This is a genomic window from Thalassoglobus neptunius (genome assembly GCF_007859735.1).
Lineage (GTDB): Bacteria > Planctomycetota > Planctomycetia > Planctomycetales > Planctomycetaceae > Thalassoglobus > Thalassoglobus neptunius.
This window is the reverse complement of the sequence record NZ_SIHI01000001.1, coordinates 953,730-975,441: the sequence shown is the minus strand read 5'-3', so window position 1 is coordinate 975,441 and position 21,712 is coordinate 953,730. Positions and strand designations below refer to the sequence as shown.

The window sequence follows — 21,712 nt, the reverse complement described above, 5'->3', positions numbered from 1 at the left end:
GTTGTCGCTGATCAAGTCGTTGGGACGGCAGGAGTTTGCTGGGGCTTGGATCGCATCGGTCCTGTGAGCAATACAATGACTCCAAACGCAAGAATTCCAATGCTGTAAATCTGCGAAATCGTGAGCCCGGTTCCCAATTGCCCCAGTTCATCGGCACGCAAAAACTCAAGCTGTGTCCGAGTGATTGCATACAGAATAGCTCCGAGTGCGAACACGTCTCCCGTATGCTTTCGATACCAATAGTAGACACCCGTCACTAATGCGAGAACGAAACCATTGATAGAACTGTAAATCTGCGTTGGATGCATGAGATAAGTCATTGCAGCGTCCGGATCGACAAATCCTCGCGATGCGAGTTCTCCGAACGTCACGCTGTCAGCCGGAAATTGAATCCCCCACGGGAGATTGCACGGGTCACCGTAACAACAGCCATTCAACAAGCATCCGATCCGACCGAACCCAATCCCAATGAAGATCGCAGGCGTCATGATGTCTGCGAATTCGAGGAAGTTCAAATTTCGACGATAGCAGAACAGCAGGAAACCTAACGTTCCTCCGACTAGTCCTCCGATCTGCACCAACCCTCCCTCAGAGAGATTCACCGCACGGAAGAGCAGATCAAAAGGTCCTTGTGCATTCGCGAACACAAAATGGCCGTACTGAATGAGGAATGCCAACCGGCCTCCGACAATTCCAAGACCGAGAACCCAGAACGCCGCGTCAAGAATGATGTCGGGATCGAAGCCGACCGATTTCGCTCGGACGCAAGAAAACCAGAGGGCGCTGACGAATCCGATCAGAACCATCGTTCCGTAGCCGAAGACCGGAAGTGTCTCCGGAAAGATTCCCAGAACGGGTTGCCCGCTCAACAAAATGAGGGCTGCGCCCCAACTGAGCCAGTTGGTGCGATCCATCAGTGCCGCTTTCTGACCGCGAATCAGATGCACAATCACGAAGACAGCTGCCAGAAATAAAACGACCCAGCAGACTCCGACTCGCGGAGTTTGGTCGGGAAAACTGGTCCACAAGGCCCAGGGCCGTTCCATCCAGATTCGAAAAAGTGTTTGTCGCACAGTCAGGGTCCGTCCAGGGGCTTCGAATTCTCAGCACAGTCACTCAGCGGAAACTGTCAATCAATCCAATGTCGAGAGATTCGCGATCAGGTTTGAATGTAGAGTGAGGCCATGAATGCTCAAGACTACAGTGAAAAGAGACTGCCAGTGATCCGAAACGTTTGAACCGATTCAGGCCAGGATTGAGTCTCATTTCGTGATTGGAATCGTACGGTTATCGATCAGTCGTGTCTTCCCCAATCGAGCAGCAATCAGGGCCACAACGGACGTCAAAGACTCACTCGGTTCCTGTAAAGTGTCAGGATTTCGAATCACAGCATATTCCGGATCGACACCCTCAAATGACTTCAGACGCTCAATCATCGCCTCTTCAACTTCCTGAAAAGAAACGTTGCCAGCTTGAAGCAGTTCTTCAGCTTGTTCCAAGGCTTGAAACAGGGCGACGGCGGATGCTCGCTGTTGTTCGTTGAGATAGGCATTCCGGCTACTCAAAGCGAGTCCGTCTGCTTCACGCAGGGTTGGACAAACGACGATTTCTGTCGGAATATCGAGGTCTCGGACCATCTGACGAATGATCGTTTGCTGCTGGTAGTCTTTTTGTCCGAAACAGGCGACATCGGGCTGAACGATATTCAACAGCTTGGCGACGATTGTCGTGACACCCCGAAAATGTCCCGGACGAGAGGCTCCTTCCAGAATTCTGGAAATTTCGCCACATTCGACCCACGTGTCGAATCCTTCGGGGTAGAGTGTCGAGATCTCCGGAGTGAATACCGCATCGACTTGGGCATGCTCACAAGCGTTCAGATCCTGTGCCAATGGGCGGGGATACCGTTCGAGATCTTCTGAGGGGCCGAACTGTGTTGGGTTGACGAAAATTGTTACCAACACGAAATCCACACTTTTTCGACACTCTTCGACCAGGCTCAAATGACCAGCGTGAAGAGCGCCCATTGTCGGCACACAGCCAATTCGGCAACCTTTCTGCCGCGCTTCCCGAAGAAGTTGACGCGTTTCACGGACTTCAGTTGTCACTTCCATTGTGGAGTCCTTGACATTCTCTTCACATCGTTACCGTAGTCATGCTGAAGCTGCCTAGCCGGGATTCGTGACAATCCTGCGGACCGACTCGGAAATTTTCCGACGCCGCAAGCATGAACCGGTGAAAATTCGTCTAATGAACCCTTCCACAGTGATCGGAGATCAAACTCTGGGAAGTTCGGGGCAAGTTTAGCGGATTTTCCTGAGATCGCAGGTGAGTACGTCCCACAACCTGATTTGAACCGGAAAATGACTCAGAAGGGGTCACCGGACACGGGACATCGAATAGAAAACTGTGTGGATGAGTTGTTATGGTCAGGTGATCAACATGTTTGGTCACTTCTAATGAGAGAGCAAAGGAATTCATGACTCAGGAAATTCAGTCAGAAGACCAACTGATTACGCGCGCACAAGAAGCATTGAGCCAGTGCAACTGGGTCATCGGAGAGTGTGCTGCAGAGTGGACCGAACGCTATTCACGTGGCCGAACCGATGCCGATTTCGGAGCGCTGATCGGTTTGAGCGGGGATCAGGTTTATCAACGCCGCCGTGTCTGGGAGTGTTTCGCAGATGTCAGCGGAGACTATCCGAACTTGAAGTGGTCGCACTTTTACGTTGCCGTTAACTGGGACGACGCTGCAAAGTGTCTCCAGTGGGCCAACGAAATCGAAGCCACCGTCGCCGAAATGAAAGCCTGGCGACGTGCCCAGCATGGGGAAGATCTCAAGGAGCCTTCCGAAGAGCTTCCGCCGTTCAGCGTCGCCCCAGAATATCTGAGCATCGATCAGAATTCGCTGCAACGCGTCGAGGAAGTTGATGAAGGCCGCGAACCTGCCATGGCGGGAGCGGGCGCTTCATCAGGACGTGCAGAGACTGTTTCATCTGCTCCAAGAGAAGCGGGGCAGGGGGAATACGCTCCGTTTGGCAAAGGTGCACGCGGAGAAGTCGCTGGTGAGGATCAGCAGGAAAGAAGCGATCCCGAAGCTGCGGATTTGTATAAACGCGCCGCTGCTGCCATCGAAAGAGTGACAACAGTCCTGTCGCCAGAACTTCTCGATCAGTTCTCAGAAATTCCACTCGATATTCAACAACGATTCCTCAAAGCGGTCAATACGCTCCAGTCGCGAACTGGCGGATTGTCGTAGTCGAGCTGTTTTTTGTTGAGTTGAGTTTCAGTTGGCATCGTCAACGGATTTGCATGCAAGAGTCATGTTTAAAGCATTTTCTGTTTTGATTTGCACTCACTCGCACGAGCAAACTCAGTCTTCTGTCTGATGAAAGAGTTCAAGCGAGTGCACAGGAAAGAGCAACTTGCTCTCGCAGCGAACGGAGAAGGAATGATTCGGTTATCAAGCTTGGTCTCGCGGCACTTCGTTCTCGCGATGCTCGTCATTCTGTCGCTGTGCCGGACTGGAGTTTCTCAGGATCTCGTTGAGGTCAGCATTCCGAGCACAGCGGATCAGACGACTCAGCCCGCCTTAATGTTCCTTCCGAAGGAATCGGATTCCGACCGGAAGAGCCTTCCCCTGTTGGTGCTGCTTCATACCTGGAGCGGTAACTATCGCCAGAAGGGACATATCGAGGTTGCCGCCGAAGAGTGTGCCGATCGCGGGTGGGCGGTCATTCACCCGAATTTTCGCGGGGCGAATACCGGTCCGGAAGCGTGTGGATCGGAATTGGCCGTCCAGGATGTCATTGATGCCGTTGACTGGATGATCAAAGAACACGGAGTTGCTCCCGACCGCGTCTATCTCACCGGAGTCTCTGGCGGTGGGCATCTCTCGATGCTCATGGCTGGGCGCCACCCTGATTATTGGGCTGGTGTTTCTGCATGGGTGGGCATCTGGGACCTCGCGAATTGGCATGACGAAACACAAGCGGCCGGACTGAAATATGCCAAGCAAATGGAGGCAGTGACCGGCGGTTCTCCCGGCGAGTCCGAGACCATTGATTCGGAGTACCGAAACCGATCACCTAAATCCTGGCTGGATTCGGCGGTTGATGTTCCGCTTGATATTCAGGTCGGGATACATGATGGGCACACGGGAAGCGTCCCGATCAGCCATAGCATCAATGCTTTCAATCAGGTTGCGAGTCAGTCGGGTTTTGCAGAAAAAGTCGTTGCAGAATCACTGATCAGTCACATGGTCCAGGAACAAAGCGTTCCGACGGCCGAACGCTTTCGCGGAATGCAAGAGCCTCGGAGCCATTCCGTTCTCTTTCGACGCACTGCGGGTCCCACGCGTTTGACAGTCTTCGAAGGCGGTCACGAAGGGGATGTTCCGACAGCAATCCGGTGGCTGGAATCACAAGGTCCGCGAAGTCCAACTCGAGTAAGTGGATCGGAGTGAATCAGCGAGCAGTCGAGTCGTTTGCTCAATGTTGTGATGCTGTTCGACGTAGCGTCTTGCCTGAGAGAAGTCCTGCGGCTCACTCCAAAGAGTCCGGACGTGGTCTGCGAGTGCGTTCAGATCTCCGTTCGCACAAAATCCTGCCTGTGTTCGTTCGAGGAATTCTCCTTCGACATTTAACGACAGGACGGGAATCGCACTCGCTGCCGCTTGGAGAAAGGTGTTCGGAAATCCTTCCAGCGAGGACGTGTTGATGAACATCGAAGCCTTGTTGTAGAGCGCTGGCATTTCCGAGAACGGGACGCGATCCACAATTTGAACGTTGCTCGCGGCTGTCTCGCGAATTCGGGCTTCGCAAACGTCGTCGCGAGGATTCATGATCATCAGGAAACGAACCTCAGGGCAGAGTTTGGCCAGCTCAATCAAATGTTGAGGCTGTTTGTGAACCGGGTCCGCGCGGCCAACCCAAAGCGCGTAAGGTGTTGATTCGAGTGGAACACGAATCGGAGCCTTCGCGAGTCGATCCCATTGTTCGAGGTCAATCGGATTCGGAATGACTGTTCCGTTTCGGTCAAATCTTGAACTCAGCAGTTCTCGCTGACGTGGAGTTTGGCACAGGATTTCATCCGCCTCTTGGATGACGTGATAACAGATGTCTCCGGAATCGCGATAAACACTCGTGTAGTTGTTGCCGGGCATGTACCGTTCATCGAGATCACTGTCGGAACCGAGAAACAGCACCGCAGGGCGATCTGTTGAATGTGCGGATGAGATCACCGTTGCAGAATGGCTTTGAACGCCAAACGAAAGAAAGAGATCGCAGTCAATTTGTTGCAACAGTTGAGAAGGCCGAAGCGGATCGTTTTTGCCTCGCAGGAATTTCATGCCCGCGAGGAGTGGAAGATAAAAAGCGTCGCTCAAGTGCGGGTGACGAAGCTTGAAGCCCGGAAATCCAGACGTTCGCTCCAGTCGCGACAAGAGCGAATCACGCTGCTGAAATAAACGGTCACGGATCAGGTGCAGCTTCACACCTTCATATTCATTCTGACGAAGCGGGGCCCAATGTCTGACGACAAACGAAACTTCGAGGTCCGGCAACCGAGCCAATGCCCGAGCCATCAACCAGGACCGCGTCTCGATGCCTCCAAAGGTCCCCGGCACCTGATCGTCAATCGCCGGATAGGCGTTGATTGCGACAATGCAGACTTTCAGTCGAGAAGTGTCAGCCATGTGGAAAAGGCTTGTTTCGAAAAGAGGCCAGCGACAAGAAATTAGCGAATCTGAACGAGCAATCGCATCAACTGCGGCGAGGAATGGTGATGATCGGAGGAAATCGTACTCAACTCGCACAGCGGAGTGAATCCTCTCGTTGAGAACGTCTTCGAAAGCCTGTTACGACAGGTTGCGTTTCGTCGTGGCGGACGTGATACTGCGAACACTCAGTACCCGCTCAAAATGTGAACTCAAATGGTCCGCTGTCGGTCGTAGCGCTGCGTCACGATGGAAGATCGAATTTCCAGACATCCACAGTTGAGATCGATTCCAATCCTGGATGAGTCCCATTGAAGGTGCTGACCAGCGTTTCGTGCGGAATATATGTCTCCTCTAATCCTTGTTTGACCATTTATGCTCGCTTGGCGATTCGCGGTCTCAGCGGTCCTCATCCCGCTCCTGGTTTTTGTCTTCTATCTCGATGCACACGTCGGCTGTTCCGGGCTGTATCTTCTGATCTTGTCTGAGATACTCGCGATTCGAAGTGTCTGGGAGTGTACCGATCTCTTCCGCGACCGATCGAAGCGGCTTCAGCTCCCGATCATCTTCAGCTGCGCAGCTGCAATCGTGTTCGCTGGCTGGATCCCCCATTTGAAAGGGGATTGCGATGTCAGCGCAGCCATGGAGATGATTGCGCTTGTGTATTCGTTTGCGGTCTTGCTCTTATGTGCCTCGGAAGCAGCACGATTTCGCGGCCCGGGCGGAAACATTGAAACACTTGGCACCGAGATTTTGATCGTCAGCTATGTCGGCGTGCTTCTTGCAATCACCACTCAACTCCGATGGGTGGCCGGGATGGATGCCGGGTATCTGGTTCTGGGGTCTCTTGTGGTCTGTGCCAAAGGCGGAGATGTCGGGGCATTCTCCGTCGGGAAGATCTTCGGGAAACGAAAACTTGCACCACACCTGAGTCCGGGGAAGACACTCGCTGGAGGAGTTGGAGCATTCCTTGGAGCAGGAATCTGCGGCTTGCTGTGGCTCCAATTCGCCACTCCGCTGTTCGATTCAAGCTGGACCGCACCTCCGTGGTATTTCTCAGTGATCTATGGGTGCATCATCGGTGTCGTCGGTTTGGTCGGCGACCTGGTGGAATCCTTCCTCAAGCGGGAAGCCGGAAAGAAAGATTCCGCCGCCCTCTTTCCGGGTTTCGGCGGTCTCCTCGACGTTCTCGACAGCGTCATCTACGCCGGTCCAGCCGCCTATCTCTTGTGGAAAGTCCTGCCGCTTGCAACGTGGGCGGAGTGACCGCCGGTCGTGGAAGAGTCTGGAAGGGGAAGTGTTTCCCCTCCTCAATCTCCAAGCTGTCAGCAGTGCGACACTCGCTGCGAGGTCCAAGTCAGCTAATTTCCGTCGCCTCTTCTTGAACGAGTCACTAGTTTGCGCAAATCGATTTGATGAACGACCGGTGCGTCATTCTCAATTTCGCAGCCCCGAGTGATTGACCTTCGGCCAATAAGTTTCGAAGTTGAAGTTCGGGCTGTTGTCGTGATCGTGGCATTTGATGCAGACATTCTTCTTCGCCTCGGCGAGGCTGAGTCGGAGTTCCTGCATCGATGCGTTCCGATCGGCGGTGAGTTCAGGAGTGAGCGATGCCCCAGCGAGAATCGACTTCTCCAGCTCAACATGTTCTGAAGCGGGTCCGTGACAGTTTTCGCACTGATTCCCGGCAAGATGCGGAGTCTTCTCTAAGCTTGCAAACCCTGAACGAAAACGTAGCGCCGCTTGCTGGTCCCAGCCTGTCGTGTGACACGTCAGGCACTCGGGATCGTGGATTCGGCTCACCCAGGCATCACCATAACTCTCCCGCCCCTCCACAAGACTGTCGAGTGCGTGAGAATGGCGAGACTTGTTCCAGACTTCATAGGCTCCTTTATGGCACTCTTTGCACGTTTCCGCTCCCATAAATGTGGAAGACCGGGAATGGCTGACCGCCAGATCGTCGCTGATGAGTTGATCGTAAGCTGCTTCGAGATCGTTTTGATAATCACGCATCAACTCGGTCATTCGCGGATCGAGGTCGAATCGATCCATATCGAGTTCGACGATTTCATGCTTCAAGTTTCCGTCGCCCATGAGAGCTACGACAGCCACGTTTTTGCCTTTACGACCGACTTCCACAACCATCGTTTCGCCCACCATGGTCGGTTCGAGTCGAGGATCTTCTGCACCGCCTGCAGTGACGATGATCGGAATTTCGGGAAACTGCTCGGCAATGCGAATCGACTCATCGATTTCAGAATGGGACAGCAGGATGATCAAATTCGGTTGCTCTTCCTTCAATCCATCCAGAGCTGCGCGAAGTGATTCGTCAACGGCGTCAATCTTCAGTTCGTTCTCGTCACGAGTTACACCTGTTTCATCGAGCTTCTTGCGAGTCGTCTCTCCGACGATGGCAATCACTCCGATTCGTTTGTTGCCAACCTCGACAATTCGCGAACTGATCGGAGTCCCGAGATCTTTGGTTCCGTAGAACGTGACATTGCTCGCCATGAACGGAACATCAAAGTCTTCGTTGCTCGTCAGCTGAGTGTGAGCTTCGAAGATCGCGGCCGGACCGAGGAGGAGTTCTTCTCGACCAAGGGCCAGACCCTGATAGCCCATGCGATTGAAGCCATCGAGCATTCTCAAGAATTTGATCTTCGATTGCGGATAGGTGATCCGATCGAGATCGAGAATTCCTCCGACATCAAAGGCGGTCACAGGCCAGCTGCGTTCGTCCTCGATTTGGCGAATCAAATCGGCCCTGCGAGCGAATCCACCGGACTGGCGTTCGGAGCATCCACAGGGTTCGAGATAGCCCGATTCATCACCGGAAAAAACAAAGACCGCTGATGGGTTCTCCCACCCTTCAAAGAGTGGAGTTGATTGATGGGTCTCGGAAGTTTCCGGGTTGTTTAAATCCTTACCGTCCTGCGGTTTCGGCCGACATCCGGTGAGGGCCAGACAGGTCAGAGGTCCGATTATGCAGGATATAACAATCTTGGCGTTCACTGGGCAGAAAATCCCTTTCACCGTAAACATCTTCACTCCGTGAAATGGTGGAATTACAGACCCAACCTGAGGGCTGAGGAGGCGGTATCCGCCGATTCTCTGCCATTTTCGCGTCTGAGAGCCGGATTGGAAGGGTGTCGGGGGCTCCAGACGTGAAACTTTGCGGATTACAACGCTTGAATCGCGCTCTCATGAAAGAGCGATTTCATCGTGCGGTGATTACCGATTTCACGAGCTAGAGTGGTTCCTTTGGATGCGCTCAATATTCTCAGGAGGTGAGTGATGGCAGTTGTTGCTGTCGGTCACAAAAGGAGTCTCCTTCCGGGAATCTTGACCAGGAACGAAACGACTGTCTGCAAACCGGAATTCGTGTGCTCGCGAATTCCAACAGGTGACTAGGAGTAACCGACGATGAGGAAAGTCAACACAACACGATGGCTGTTGACATTGACAGCCGCCTGTGGACTTGCGACGAGCGCAAGTGCACAGGAGAACCAATTTGTGCAACGAGCCGATTCTATTCTCGGCGCACAGCAAGGAGGACTGGTTCAACAGATCAACCACGAATGCGCACCTTTGTGTGACGCAGATCCGTGCGATGGCCTGGGATGCGACAGTGTCTGCGAACCTGGATGTGGTCTCGGCGGGTGTTTCAACCTGTTCGGTGGACTCGACTGCTTTAACTTCTGTAGCGATAGCTGTGATGCCAGCGGTGGCTGTGACAGCTGCTCAAGCTGCTACCTGTGGGAAGGTTGCGGTTTCGATCTGGGCACGACCCTTTGTGGTGAGTGCTCCCCAATCGATATTGGTGGATGGTTGCAGTCTGGTTACACCAGCCGCTCAACTGGCCTGTTCAACACTCGTCCAAACAAATGGGCGACACACCAGGCATGGTTGTACGCCGAAAAAGTTGCCGACGGCAGCAACGGATTTGACTGGGGTTTCCGCGGAGACTTCATGTACGGTCTGGATGCTAACGACACACAAGCTTTCGGTAACGAGCCAGGAAACTGGGACTACGAAAACGGATTCGACCACGGTCAATTCGGCTTCGCCATTCCACAGTTGTACGGGGAAGTTGCATTCGGAGACTGGTCGATCAAAGCTGGTCACTTCTACACCCTCCTCGGGTACGAAGTGGTGACTGCTCCCGACAACTTCTTCTTCTCACACGCTTTCACCATGTACAACAGTGAAGCGTTTACTCACACCGGTGCATTGGCCACATACAGTGCTTCCGACAATGTCACCCTCTACGGGGGATGGACACTTGGATGGGATACCGGTTTCAACCAGTTCGATCAGTTCGGCAAAAAGGGAAACAGCTTCCTCGGCGGATACTCGTTCGGAATTGGGGATAACATCTCGTTCACCCACATCATCACCGCTGGTGACTTCGGATGGATCGGCGATGGATACTCACAGTCGATCGTTGTCGACGTTGCTCTGTCTGACAAGTTGAACTGGGTCATCCAGTCTGACCTGCTGAACTCTGATAACCGCGTTACCGACGCCAACGACAACCTGATCGGGTTCGAAGACGGTAACGAAACAATTGGCCTCAACCAATACCTGCTCTACTCCGTCAACGAATGCTTCGGTGTCGGTGGTCGTGCAGAATGGTGGAAGTCAAACGGAGCCAGCGTTTACGCTCTGACCGGTGGTGTGAACTACCGACCAACTCCGAACCTCGTTGTTCGTCCTGAACTCCGCTACCAGTGGGATCCAGGTAATGACAACGCAGGAATCGAGAACGCAGGAAAAGGAATCTTCGGTGTCGATGCGATCCTGACCTTCTAGTCTGGCAAACGTCATCCTGAGGAATGCAGAAGCCCTCGTCAGCCGTGTCTGGTTGACGAGGGTTTTTTGCGTTGAATGAATTCGATCAGTGAACTCAATTGCAGATTGCCTAAAAAAGAAAGACCACGAACATTTCTGTTCGTGGTCTTTCAAATGTCGTGGTGCCAATCAGAGATGTCTCTCTTATTCACTTCTCGGGAATCAGGTTTTGCAGAAGCGATCTTGTCGGCTCATGCGAATTCCGGAAGTGGCGACTCGAAAAGTCCTCAGCCTGCAGCAGCTGCGCTGGTTTGCTTTTCGATGGCTTCTTTCACAACTGAAACGATTTCGTCGAAGACCTCTGGGTCGTGAATCGCGATTTCGCTCAGCATTTTACGGTTCAGTTCAATCTGTGCGAGCTTCAGACCGTAGATGAACTGGGAGTATCGAAGTCCACGTGCTGAGACAGCAGCTGTGATTCGAGTAATCCACAGGGCGCGGAAATCGCGTTTACGGACTCGTCGGTCACGGTAAGCGTAGGCACGAGACCGCAGAACGGTTTCCTGCACTGTTCGCCAAAGTTTACTCCGACCCCCGAAATTTCCGCGGGCTTCTTTAAAAAGACGCTTCTTTTTGCGTCGACGTGCTTTTCCGTAGCTGACTCGCATTTTCGCTCACCTCATTGAACTGCAGTATCTCAATACTGCCTGTACCGAAATCACTTCTCGTTCAACGGATCTGCCGAAGCAGGTCCTCTTTGAAGTGATGGTTGAAACAATAGTTGGAAGCCGCACCTGAAAACAGGCTCTCGCGAGGTGATCGATGCAGACGCTGACAGCGGACTGCTCGGAATTTCGCTGAATCTGGATCAACAGAGCCCGTCACTTGGCGGGATCGCTTGCTTGATCAAGGCTGGGGAACTCCATTGAGTTGCCAGTTGAGAAATAATCAAGAAAGAAGAATCGCCGTGTTAAAGGCGGACTCTTGTTGAAACTGTTGCAGCGTCTTGAAAGCCAAGGTTGCTGCGGGCACGGCCAATTTGGAAAATTACAGAACGTGTCGAGACACGTAGATACGATCGTTTTACAGGCTGGGTCGCACTGCTTCGACAATCATTCTGGCGTTCGCGCCATCTACAATTCCCCCGTTTCGCAAGTGTCGCTTTCGCTTTCCCGATTTCTTACCGAGAATGTGACCGCGATTTGCGCTGCGATGCTTCGCCTTTTTGCCCGACCCGGTTACTTTGAACCGTTTGGCAATCCCTTTGTGTGTCTTCGCTTTAGGCATAATCTCACCGTGACGTTTTCGCAAAAATCGAAACGAAGAGTTTAGATGAAAACATGTTCAGAATTCCAGTCAACTCGAGAACATTTTTCGAGAAGTTTCCGGGCCCTTTCAATTTGAGTGGAGAAAATCGGGTGTTTAGGACGCAAGTCGCGCAGGCGTAAGTTGATACGTTGCCCCGCTTCTCATTCTTGATATCGGGTTGACAGATGGCGTCGAGTAAGTTGAGGGGTGATTGGGAGGGAGTTACAATTCGACCCAACGACGTGGGAAGGGAAAAGATCCTGGACCCGGACGGTCCCGCAGATCTTTCATGTGAAAGAGAGCGTTCGAAACTGAACTTTGTATTGGAGTCAAAAACGTGGCAGTGAAAGTAGGAATTAACGGGTTTGGTCGAATCGGGCGTATCTCTCTTCGTGCGATGATGGCACGCTCTGACGAATTCGAAGTTGTTGGGATCAACGATTTGAGCGATCCCAAGATGTTGGCAATGCTTTTGAAGTACGACAGTGTTCAAGGTCGTTTTCCTGGAACAGTCGACGTCGAAGGCGACACTCTGATCGTCAATGATCAGAAAATTAAAGTCATCGCTGAGCGAAACCCTGCTGACCTCCCTTGGGGTGAAATGGGCGTTCAGGTTGCTCTGGAATCAACAGGAATTTTCACTTCCCGAGCCAAAGACGGAAAACCCGGCTACGACAGCCACCTCGAAGCAGGGGCCAAGAAAGTCGTCATTTCCGCACCTGCGAAAGACGCTCCTGACTTCACTTGCGTCATGGGTGTTAACGACAGCCAGATCAATTCTGAGCACAAGACAGTTTCCAACGCGAGTTGCACAACCAACTGTCTCGCACCTGTCGCAATGATCCTGAACGAAAAATTCGGATTGGAAAAAGGCTTGATGACAACCTGTCACGCCTATACCAATGACCAACGTGTTTCGGATCAGATTCACAGCGACATTCGTCGTGCTCGCGCTGCCGCGATCAATATTATCCCAACTTCGACCGGAGCAGCGAAAGCTGTTGGTCAAGTGTTGCCAGAATTGAACGGCAAGCTGACCGGAATCTCACTGCGAGTTCCAGTTCCGACCGGAAGTGTGACAGATCTCGTGGCTGTCCTCGGAAAAGACACCACACCAGAAGAAGTGAACGCAGCTGTCAAGGAAGCTGCAACTGGCCCATTGAAAGGCATCCTCGAGTACACTGAAGATCCAATTGTCTCTTCGGACGTGATCGGGAACCCACACAGCAGTGTCTTCGATGCAAGCTGGACACAGGTGATCGGCGGAAACCTTGTGAAAATCCTCAGTTGGTACGATAACGAGTTCGGATACTCAAGCCGAACTGCAGACCTCATCGCGAAACTTGCTTCAATGTAATTTCCCGAAGGTCTCTGTTTTTTGAGCCATCAGCCGTGACGAAAACCTTCAGTCACGGCTGATGGTGTTTTTGAAGTGGCGGGAAGACTCAAAAATTGTGCGGTTTCGAAGGCCACCAATCAATTCGAGTGATGTTTGGAAATGGCCTTCAAGACGCTCTAGAATTGAACATTCAGAAATCCTCCTAAAATCGTCTGAATGATCCGCCTCGCGAGAATCAGGGTTTTGACTGAGTGAAGTCGATTTTCGCGGGCAGCAAAACCATTGAAAACGCTCGAATCAGTTTGCACCAACTGTCCGGACCAAGCAATCGGCAGTTTTTCGAATAAAACGACCCTGAAGTGTGGACGGAATCACAAACTGCTCTGGGATTTCCGGAGTTCCGCCATCCGACTCGGCCCTGGAGTGATTTGACTAGACGACCCGCCGATCGATGTAGAGAATTCCTTTGAATGAAAACATAGCAGGAATTTGCTTTCTATGACGCGCCAATTGAACTCAAAATTTCCAGTCGTTGCTCCATCGATGTTGAAGTGCGACTTCGGAAATATGGAGAGTGAAATCGTCCGGTTGGAAGAAGCCGGAGCGAGCCTTCTTCATTTGGACGTCATGGACGGTCACTTCGTTCCAAATTTGTCGTATGGACCGATGGTCATCCAGCGAGTTCGGGAACGCACGGAATTGGTTCTCGATGCTCATCTGATGATTTCCGATCCGGAAAAGTACCTCGATGAATATGTGAAAGCAGGATGCGACTGGATCACCGTACATATTGAAGCGGTTCCAGACCCAAGAGAAATTTTGAAACGGATTCGCGAAGCAGGAAGCCTGGCGGGGATTTCGTTGAACCCGAAAACGCCAGTGTCTGCAATTTCATCGTTGAAGGGGTTGGTCGACATTGTCCTTGTGATGAGTGTCGAACCAGGTTTCGGCGGACAATCCTTCATTCCAGAGTCCGTCGAACGAGTCGCAGAAGTGCGAGAAGTTTTTGGCGAGACAGCGATTGTTTCAATCGATGGAGGGATTGGTCCTCAAACCATTCCATTGGTCGCTCCGCATCAAGTCGATGTCTACGTGGCTGGCAGTTCGATTTTCGATCAGTCGAGTTACGCTGACGCGATTCGCGAGATGACTGAGACTGCTCAGTCGTTCTCGCCTTCCACTTAATAAAGGATGAACATGGCTATCTTCCTGATTCGGCCGGGAGAAACGGACTACGATGTCCAGGATCGGCTTCAGGGTACTTTGAATTTGCCTCTCACTGAGCGTGGCATCAGTCAGGTTGACGCACTGATTGAGCAGGTTCAGCTTGCGGGGATCGACCGAATTTATTGTGGCCCGAACGAACCAGCATTGTCGACAGCCCGTCGAATCAGCCGCCAACTTGATCTCCCGTTGAAGGTTCTCGATCAGTTGAGCAATGTCGATCTCGGGTTGTGGCAAGGGCTCTGCCTGGAAGAAATCCGTGCGAAGCAGCCACGTGTTTTCAAACAATGGCGGGAAGCACCCGGGTCAGTCTGTCCTCCGCAAGGAGAAGCGGGCGAGTATGCGTGTGAGAGAATTCAAGAGGCGTTGCGCAAGCCGGTGAAAAAGGGAGGCGTTATCGCCATTGTTGCTTCGGAGCCACTTGCATCGTTGATCGAGTGTCAAATTCGAGGGGAGTCGCCCGATTTAAAAGACTCCTTCGGGAAGCAGCGCCAGTCTGCTTGCTGCCAGCAAATCGATTCTCCAACTGCTGTCAGCCATAACACTTCGGCGAAGTAGGCTCGACAAGTCCGAGCGATTTCCACAAGATATGCACGTCTTGTCCTTCGACCGTATAAAACGATCCGCATTCCCTTCGCTCTCAAGCAAGTGTTCACTTTGACAACTTGCTCGATGACGACAGTGAGATGTTCTGCATATGAGTACTGGCCCCGAAATCGCACGTCCGGCGACACCGTCTATGAATGATGAATCTTCGACCCCTCGCCGAAAACGTGGTGTCCCCGAGGGATTGTGGCTTCGCTGCCCAAAATGTTCCGCGACGATCTTTCGCAAACAAGTCGAGAAAAACCTTCGCCTGTGTCCGGAGTGCTCGCACCACTTTTACGTCCCAGCCCGGGTTCGTATTCAGCAGCTCTTCGACGACGACAGCTTCGAAGAATGGTACACGGAGCTTCGTTCGGTCGATCCACTGAATTTTCACGACCAGAAACCTTACAAAACAAGGCTCATTGCTGAGCAGAAGAAGACCGGTCTCGACGAAGCATGTGTGGTCGGGAAAGGGTATATGCGAGGTCGTCCGGTTGTCTTCGGTCTGACCGATTCCGCATTCATCATGGGAAGCATGGGTTCCGTTGTCGGCGAAAAGTTGACGCGCGCGACTGAAGAGGCAACCCGTCAAAAACTTCCGCTGATCATTGTCAGTGGATCAGGCGGCGGGGCACGGATGCACGAAGGGATTCTGTCGCTGATGCAAATGGGAAAGGTGTCAGCAGCCCTTGGGCGGTTCCATGACGCAGGCGGACTCTATATCTCCGTGTTGACAGATCCGACAATGGGTGGCGTTGCAGCCAGTTTCGCTTCGTTGGGCGATGTGATCATCGCAGAACCGGAAGCGTTGATTGGGTTCGCTGGACCACGTGTCGTGAAAGCCACTGTGAGTTCGGAACTTCCGGAAGGTTTTCAGACGAGCGAATTTCTTTTGAAGCACGGGTTTATCGATACGATTGTTCCAAGAACGGAACTTCGCAGCGAAATCGTTCGTATTGTGGACTATTGCACTTGAGATGAGCGAACGAGAAGCTTCCCTGTGAGTTCTGGGCGGGGCCATCGATCGTTGAGATTTGTCGTCCGAAGAATCAGATCAAACCATTTCCAATGATGATCGGAATGCTATGAGTTTCCTCAAGCGACTCTTCAAGAAGCAGGAGAAGGTTCACAAAGTCAACGTGCAGAAAGCCTACCAGCTTCACAATCGAGTTGGTCAGGGGAGCATGTCCAAAGTCTGGAAAGCAACCGATCCAGCGAGCCAGAGTCTCGTCGCCGTCAAGGTGTTGGACAAAGCGAAACTTGTGAGGCTCAATCAACGATTTCAGGGACTTGCTCGTCCGACTGAAGGGCAGATCGCTGTACTTCTCAATCATCCCAATATCGTGAAAACTCATCTTCATGGGATCACAACCGATGACGAGGAATACCTCGTCATGGAATTCATCGAAGGGGTGAGTCTCAGCTACCTCGTGGAAGTGCAGAACGAGCGGATGCGTGAGAATTGCATCTGGTACGCGATTCAACTTGGTGAAGCGATGAATTACCTCCATTCCAACGAATGGATTCATCGTGATCTTTGCCCGCGAAATATCATGGTCACCAACGACGAACTGGTCAAAGTGATCGATTTCGGGTTGATGGTTCCCAATACTCCCGATTTCCGAAAACCGGGCAACCGGACCGGAACTGCCAACTACATGGCACCTGAGTTGATTACTCGACAGCCAACGGACGAGAGAATCGACATCTATTCCTATTCGGTCACCTGTTTCGAAATGTTCACCGGTGAGCTTCCGTGGCCGGCTGCGGATTCATTGGAAGCAGTTCTTCAGCATGTGAATCAACCTCCGAAAGACATTCTCAAGCTTCGCCCTGACCTCGACGAACAGATTGCGAACACAATTATGCAAGGGCTCGAGAGAAATCCGGACGACCGTTGGCGAACAATGCGACGAATGATCAATGAGTTCCGGGCTGCGGGCGAACGACTCTATCCCGATGTGTAAGGACGAGTGATCGGTTCGATCGCTTGTCGCTCAAAGCTACGACCAATTGTCTTCGGATCGACCGAGCAGTCTGGCTCCGTTCTTGTAGCAAAGATATCGAAACAGCGACAGAAAGCATCCATACATCAGGATGTTCGCAAGCACGATGGGCCAGTGTGAATCGAAGAGATCGTCAAGTTCTGAGATCTCATGGAGAAACGGTACGACCACCGGCGACATCATCAGTGTCGTGACAATTCCGTCATGCCGGCCGACATGAAACATCTCAAAGAGCGTGATCAGAACCACCATTGGGATCACCATCCACGCGACAATGATTGCCAGCGATGAAAAGATCGCCTTGGTGGATGACTTCATCCACAGCCCCATCAACAAGCTCAGCCAGGCGAACATCGGTAGGCTGAGGACCGCCATCAATGAGCTTGCAAATAAGTAGGCAGATGGAGAACGTTCCGGCTGATTGAAAAAGCGAGACCAGTCGGAACCGGAGTCTGTCACCATTCCGTACCAGGCTTGCATGACCATCGCTGTCAGAAGCGGAGTGGCGACAACAAACATCAGTCGCATCACACCCTGAAACTTCTGGCTGATGAGCTGCTGACTTGTGATTGGAGTCGTTAGAAGCACATCCAGTGTTTCATGAGATCGTTCCCCGGCGACAAGGGAAGCAGAGCGGACGACTGTCAGCAGGATCGCAATAATCCAGCACAAGAAGACCATGATTGCGATCGCAGGATGCCGGTTCGAGTAAAACGATCCGACAGAGGTGGCGATGGCAATCGCACAAACAGCCACCACGGGAAATTCCAGAGCGATAAAAATTCTCAACAGATAGCGAAACGATCCGAGTGACGTCTTCGTCGTTTCTCTCCATGCGACCGGTTGATACACAGGAAGAGAGCTACTTTCCCGGACCAGCACAATTCCCTGCGTCACGCGATTTTGATTGGCTTTCTGAAAGAGCCGATCCAGCGATTGAAAGAACAGAACGAGATATCGTCTGGGGGACGCAAACGCCCGCCAAACCAGGAAATATCTGGCCATCAGAAGAAACAGGGCCGAGATCGCGAGAGACGGAATCCCCATAGCCAGAATCTGCCAACTTGGTGTCGTGACGGCAACCGAGTCCGACGCTTCCAGAATGGGAACCGGGCAGAAGAACGTAAACCCACTTCGTAGTGTGCGGTCGTAAACGGAAAAGTAGGAATGGGGTTGCCAGTCGAGAACTCCATCGAGATTGGAACCGAAAAACGATGCCGTTCCGACGAGCGCGAGTTGTCCCATTCGCCCGAAGAATGCGAATCCCATGTCGACCAGAGACCATGCTTCTCGAAAGAATACTCTCACAATTTCGATCCCCAGTCCTTCGATGAGGAAGACCGGGCCGAAAGCCAGCGCGATGCCGATCAGATACGTGGCGATGAAAGCGTTGACTGTCGTCCGAAAATACGTTGAACAGAGAATCGCCAGCGAAGCCAGTTCGATGACCAGCACAGTGAGCGCGTAGAATCCGTACCACACCTGGGCCTGCTCCACTCCACCCAGCGCATAACAAAAGCCGAACAGCGGAAGAGAAATGAGCAGGTACGTCCCCATCAGGATCAGACGTCCGAAGTATTTCTCAAGAAGAATTGTCCATGGCCCAAGCCGAGTGAGGAACAGGAGGCCGATCGTATTTCGTTCTTTCTCGGTCGTAATCGCTCCGCAGGTGAGGGCAGGTGTGAACAACGCAATACCAACGATTTGCAGCATCGTCAGAATGAAGAACATTTCCCGGCCCTTACCGAGAAGTTGCATCGGGGACGTGACACGATCGTAAATCTGACCGGAAAAAATGAGCGTCGCGAACCCGAAGAGCAGAATCGCATAGACGGAACGCACGACATACGTTCGTTTCCGTGCTGACTGCTCAATCATTTCTTTCGCGAGCAACGGGAGCCCAATTGTCTGATTTCTGGCCATCAGGCGGTCACTCCTTCCGTCAACTTCATGAACGCTGTCTCCATGTCCATCGCTTCCGGTTGGAACATTCGAATCTTGCAACCAAGGCGGACCAGTTCACTGTGCAGATCTTCAACGGCAAGCTCGTCTTCTCGAAGGCGAATCGCGACGCGATCCGTATGACGTTCGACCGAATCAATTCCCGGGATCTGTTCCATTTCCTTGAGGGCTTCGTCGCTGAGTTTGACGATCTGAACATGCACGACACGCTTGAGGGACAGCTGCTGAAAGATTTCGTTGAGGGATCCTTCCGCCACGAGCTGACCGGCTTCGATGATTCCAATTCGTGTGCAAAGCTGCGCGAGTTCATGGAGAATGTGGCTCGAAATGAGGATGGTTTTGCCCATTTCCTGCATTGCTTTCAGCAACTCACGGACTTCGATTCTGGCACGCGGATCGAGTCCGGAGGCGGGTTCGTCGAGCAATAAAAGATCCGGGTCGTGGAGCAGAACGCGGGCGAGTGCCAGTCGCTGCTTCATTCCTCGAGACAGTGAGTCGACGGGAGAGTCGATTTTGTGTGTGAGGTCTGTCAATTCGAGCACATCGGAGACTGTGCTGTGTCGTCGATCTTTTGGAAGGCGATAGGCGGCGGCAAAGAAGTGCAGATATTCCCGCGCGGTTAAGTCTTCGTAGACCCCGAAAAAGTCCGGCATAAATCCGATCATCTCCCGAATGCGGTCGGGATTTTCTCGAACTTCGATTCCGTTCACACAGACTTGCCCGGTGAATTTCTTCTGAAGAGTGGCCAGAACGCGAATTGTGGAGGACTTTCCGGCCCCATTCGGACCGATGAACCCGAAGACTTCCCCTTTGGGGATTTCGAAAGAGATTCCTCGAACAGCGTGAAGTTTTCCGTAGTGGACGTTCAAATTCTTAACGGAAACAACATTCGTCTCGGTCGTCATACGGCTTCCAACGGTCAGTGATGAGTGAGGTGGTATGCCACATCTACGAAATTTGGACCACGAAGGAGGAGGAAATGTTGCCGAATTTTCTAAGAGATGTCCATTCGCTCGCGAATTCACACACTTCACGAAGCCGCAAGTCCGGTCGAATCCTCGCAGCAAGTGCCCGATTTGGCCCACTTGAGGCGTTGCCGGGACGTCGCTTCAACGACTGAACACAGCGTTTTTTAAGCGGCCCTTGTTCCCGAATGTTCAGCTCGCAGAGTCATTTCAATGTCGATGGAGTGTCGATGCAGAGTTGTCTACGGAGCAATCCAGTTCCCGGACCATTGGCGATTCGTCAGCGTCCATTGGGCGCGGATGTTCCCGGATTGTTGAAGGATTAACAGGTCCATCTGCGTGACAGTCGTTTGGATCACAGCGAAGTTCTTCTGTCCGCTGAGAGACTCTGCACCCGTCGGCGGACGATCAGTGAACTGACTCGGGAAATTGACGTTGGGACCATCTGCGACGGTTCCGGGAGCGTCTTCTCCGAGGTAAGCACGCCGACTGGTCAGCGCGGATTCTTTCCACTCGCGTTCCCAGATCTCACCGGAACTCAATACGTGACTCTGTCCGCTCACGGTGAGTTGCATTCGCAGCTGTGGATGCCAAAGCAAAATCGATGTCGCTGGGGATTTGGCGATCTGATCCACTTTCGATGATCGGACGTCGGTATAAAACACGAGTTGCCCGGCGTCTCGATCGACATTTCGGACCACAAGCATTCGAACTCTCGGACCATCGTCGGCGACCGTCCCGAACGCTCCGAGTTTCCACGGATGGTCGGGAGTTTGAGAACCGGCTTCCAGTTCCGTCCAGCACTGGTCGCGAAGCTGATCAAGGTCGCCGATGCGAGTCGTGAAAGGGTGAGTGTCGATGTTGTCTGTCATGAGATCTTTAAGTCGCCGAACGGGTTTTCATAACTTGCTCAACTTCCGCAAGCTGTTCCTGCGTGTTGACTCCCATCGCTTCGACGATATCCATTCGGCATGCAGCAAGAACGGTCTTGCCTTTGGTTCGCATGATCTCTGCACAATCGGTGAGGTAATACTCACCCTGCGCATTGTCGGAAGTGATGTCATCCAGAGCTTCAAGAAGTGATTCTCCGTCGAACGCAAAGCACCCGGTGTTGATTTCAGTGATGGCGCGTTCTTCGTCGGAGGCGTCTTTTTCTTCGACGATTCGCAGGAAAACTCCGTCGTCTGAGCGAACAATCCGTCCTAGCCCGAAGTTGTTTTCCGTCGTCGCGGTTCCCACGACACACCCTGCCGAGTTGCCTTCAAGTTCAGAGATCAGTCCTTTGAGGGACTCTCCCTGCAGCAATGGAGTGTCTCCAGTCAGAACGAGGACTGGGCCGGTGTGGGAAGCCAATGTGTCTCGGCAGCACATCACAGCGTGACCGGTTCCAAGTTGCTCAGCCTGTAGCGCGAACGAAACATCATCGTGATGGGAAAGTGCTGCCTGCACTTCGTCAGCTTTATGGCCGACAACAACCACAATTTTCTGACAACCCGCTTCGCGAGCAGCGTCGAGAACATGTTCGATCATGGGGCGGTCGCAAACCTCATGAAGAACTTTGGGCGTTTCCGATTTCATTCGCTTGCTTTTGCCTGCAGCGAGAATAACGGCCAGAACTTCAGCCATGGTAATCCCTGATAGAGTTGAAAAATTCGAATGCTGAAATGAATCGACGATGAAGCAGATTTCCGGTTGCACGTGCGAGTTCAAAAAGACGAAGCGACGCACGTGTTCGTTAAGGAATACTTGAGGAAATGAATCAACGAGGAAGTGACAGGTCAATATTGTGGAAATTCCGGCAATTCGAGCTGCA

General features: G+C 52.4%; 19 protein-coding genes. 9 read left to right on the top strand and 10 right to left on the bottom strand.

Going from position 1 to position 21,712, the window contains the following annotated elements; translation table 11 throughout:
- Nucleotides 1-11: 11 nt before the first annotated feature.
- Together KOR42_RS03990 and panC are read right to left on the bottom strand one after the other, a co-directional pair.
- Nucleotides 12-1,073, bottom strand: a complete 1,062-nt coding sequence (locus KOR42_RS03990; protein ID WP_146507314.1) for a prolipoprotein diacylglyceryl transferase — start codon at nucleotides 1,071-1,073, stop codon at nucleotides 12-14.
- 189 nt (nucleotides 1,074-1,262) lie between these two features.
- Nucleotides 1,263-2,114 carry a pantoate--beta-alanine ligase gene (panC, locus tag KOR42_RS03985; RefSeq protein ID WP_146507313.1) on the bottom strand — a complete coding sequence of 284 codons (852 nt, stop codon included), beginning with the start codon at nucleotides 2,112-2,114 and terminating at the stop codon, nucleotides 1,263-1,265.
- A gap of 365 nt (nucleotides 2,115-2,479) precedes the next feature.
- On the opposite strand from panC, the gene KOR42_RS03980 reads away from it, so the two are divergent.
- On the top strand, nucleotides 2,480-3,259 hold the full coding sequence (locus KOR42_RS03980) for a hypothetical protein (protein WP_146507312.1): 780 nt from the start codon (nucleotides 2,480-2,482) through the stop codon (nucleotides 3,257-3,259).
- Nucleotides 3,260-3,451: 192 nt separating this feature from the next.
- On the top strand, nucleotides 3,452-4,465 hold the full coding sequence (locus KOR42_RS03975) for an alpha/beta hydrolase family protein (RefSeq protein WP_197440837.1): 1,014 nt from the start codon (nucleotides 3,452-3,454) through the stop codon (nucleotides 4,463-4,465).
- Here KOR42_RS03975 and KOR42_RS03970 read toward each other — a convergent pair.
- A complete protein-coding gene (locus tag KOR42_RS03970) occupies nucleotides 4,421-5,695 on the bottom strand; it encodes a glycosyltransferase family 4 protein (protein ID WP_146507310.1) in 1,275 nt (424 codons plus the stop codon). The genes KOR42_RS03975 and KOR42_RS03970 overlap by 45 nt on opposite strands.
- Before the next feature lie 396 nt (nucleotides 5,696-6,091).
- Here KOR42_RS03970 and KOR42_RS03965 point away from each other — a divergent pair, with 396 nt between their 5' ends.
- Complete coding sequence (locus KOR42_RS03965) at nucleotides 6,092-6,982, top strand: phosphatidate cytidylyltransferase (protein WP_146507309.1); 891 nt, start codon at nucleotides 6,092-6,094, stop codon at nucleotides 6,980-6,982.
- A 171-nt stretch (nucleotides 6,983-7,153) separates the two neighbouring features.
- Here KOR42_RS03965 and KOR42_RS03960 read toward each other — a convergent pair whose 3' ends face one another.
- Nucleotides 7,154-8,758: a multiheme c-type cytochrome gene (locus KOR42_RS03960; protein ID WP_146507308.1), complete on the bottom strand. Its 1,605-nt coding sequence runs from the start codon at nucleotides 8,756-8,758 to the stop codon at nucleotides 7,154-7,156.
- Between the two features lie 381 nt (nucleotides 8,759-9,139).
- On the opposite strand from KOR42_RS03960, the gene KOR42_RS03955 reads away from it, so the two are divergent.
- The gene (locus KOR42_RS03955; protein ID WP_146507307.1) at nucleotides 9,140-10,528 is read left to right on the top strand and encodes an outer membrane beta-barrel protein; all 1,389 of its coding nucleotides are present in this window, start codon (nucleotides 9,140-9,142) and stop codon (nucleotides 10,526-10,528) included.
- A gap of 266 nt (nucleotides 10,529-10,794) precedes the next feature.
- Here KOR42_RS03955 and rplT read toward each other — a convergent pair whose 3' ends face one another.
- Nucleotides 10,795-11,175 (bottom strand): 50S ribosomal protein L20, encoded by a 381-nt coding sequence (gene rplT, locus KOR42_RS03950; RefSeq protein WP_146507306.1) that lies wholly within the window; start codon nucleotides 11,173-11,175, stop codon nucleotides 10,795-10,797.
- A gap of 415 nt (nucleotides 11,176-11,590) precedes the next feature.
- Entirely contained in the window at nucleotides 11,591-11,794 is a 204-nt protein-coding gene (gene rpmI, locus KOR42_RS03945) for a 50S ribosomal protein L35 (protein WP_145195813.1), read from the bottom strand.
- Nucleotides 11,795-12,152: 358 nt separating this feature from the next.
- Here rpmI and gap point away from each other — a divergent pair, with 358 nt between their 5' ends.
- The 5 genes from gap (at nucleotide 12,153) to KOR42_RS03920 (ending at nucleotide 16,933) form a co-directional block, all read left to right on the top strand.
- Nucleotides 12,153-13,172, top strand: coding sequence for a type I glyceraldehyde-3-phosphate dehydrogenase (gene gap / locus KOR42_RS03940; protein ID WP_146507305.1), 1,020 nt, complete (start codon nucleotides 12,153-12,155; stop codon nucleotides 13,170-13,172).
- A 480-nt stretch (nucleotides 13,173-13,652) separates the two neighbouring features.
- Nucleotides 13,653-14,339: a ribulose-phosphate 3-epimerase gene (gene rpe / locus KOR42_RS03935; protein ID WP_146507304.1), complete on the top strand. Its 687-nt coding sequence runs from the start codon at nucleotides 13,653-13,655 to the stop codon at nucleotides 14,337-14,339.
- Nucleotides 14,340-14,351: 12 nt separating this feature from the next.
- Nucleotides 14,352-14,936, top strand: a complete 585-nt coding sequence (locus tag KOR42_RS03930) for a histidine phosphatase family protein (RefSeq protein ID WP_197440836.1) — start codon at nucleotides 14,352-14,354, stop codon at nucleotides 14,934-14,936.
- Between the two features lie 139 nt (nucleotides 14,937-15,075).
- Nucleotides 15,076-15,942, top strand: coding sequence for an acetyl-CoA carboxylase, carboxyltransferase subunit beta (gene accD, locus KOR42_RS03925; protein ID WP_315861338.1), 867 nt, complete (start codon nucleotides 15,076-15,078; stop codon nucleotides 15,940-15,942).
- Between the two features lie 109 nt (nucleotides 15,943-16,051).
- Nucleotides 16,052-16,933 carry a serine/threonine protein kinase gene (locus KOR42_RS03920; RefSeq protein ID WP_146507302.1) on the top strand — a complete coding sequence of 294 codons (882 nt, stop codon included), beginning with the start codon at nucleotides 16,052-16,054 and terminating at the stop codon, nucleotides 16,931-16,933.
- A 36-nt stretch (nucleotides 16,934-16,969) separates the two neighbouring features.
- On the opposite strand, the gene KOR42_RS03915 is transcribed toward KOR42_RS03920, so the two are convergent.
- The 4 genes from KOR42_RS03915 to KOR42_RS03900 form a co-directional block, all read right to left on the bottom strand.
- Nucleotides 16,970-18,895 carry a hypothetical protein gene (locus KOR42_RS03915; protein ID WP_146507301.1) on the bottom strand — a complete coding sequence of 642 codons (1,926 nt, stop codon included), beginning with the start codon at nucleotides 18,893-18,895 and terminating at the stop codon, nucleotides 16,970-16,972.
- Nucleotides 18,895-19,839: an ABC transporter ATP-binding protein gene (locus KOR42_RS03910; protein WP_146507300.1), complete on the bottom strand. Its 945-nt coding sequence runs from the start codon at nucleotides 19,837-19,839 to the stop codon at nucleotides 18,895-18,897. The genes KOR42_RS03915 and KOR42_RS03910 overlap by 1 nt, the downstream gene beginning before the upstream one ends.
- Before the next feature lie 302 nt (nucleotides 19,840-20,141).
- Nucleotides 20,142-20,771, bottom strand: coding sequence for a pyridoxamine 5'-phosphate oxidase family protein (locus KOR42_RS03905; RefSeq protein WP_146507299.1), 630 nt, complete (start codon nucleotides 20,769-20,771; stop codon nucleotides 20,142-20,144).
- Between the two features lie 7 nt (nucleotides 20,772-20,778).
- Nucleotides 20,779-21,525 (bottom strand): NTP transferase domain-containing protein, encoded by a 747-nt coding sequence (locus tag KOR42_RS03900; protein ID WP_146507298.1) that lies wholly within the window; start codon nucleotides 21,523-21,525, stop codon nucleotides 20,779-20,781.
- Between the last annotated feature and the right edge of the window lie 187 nt (nucleotides 21,526-21,712).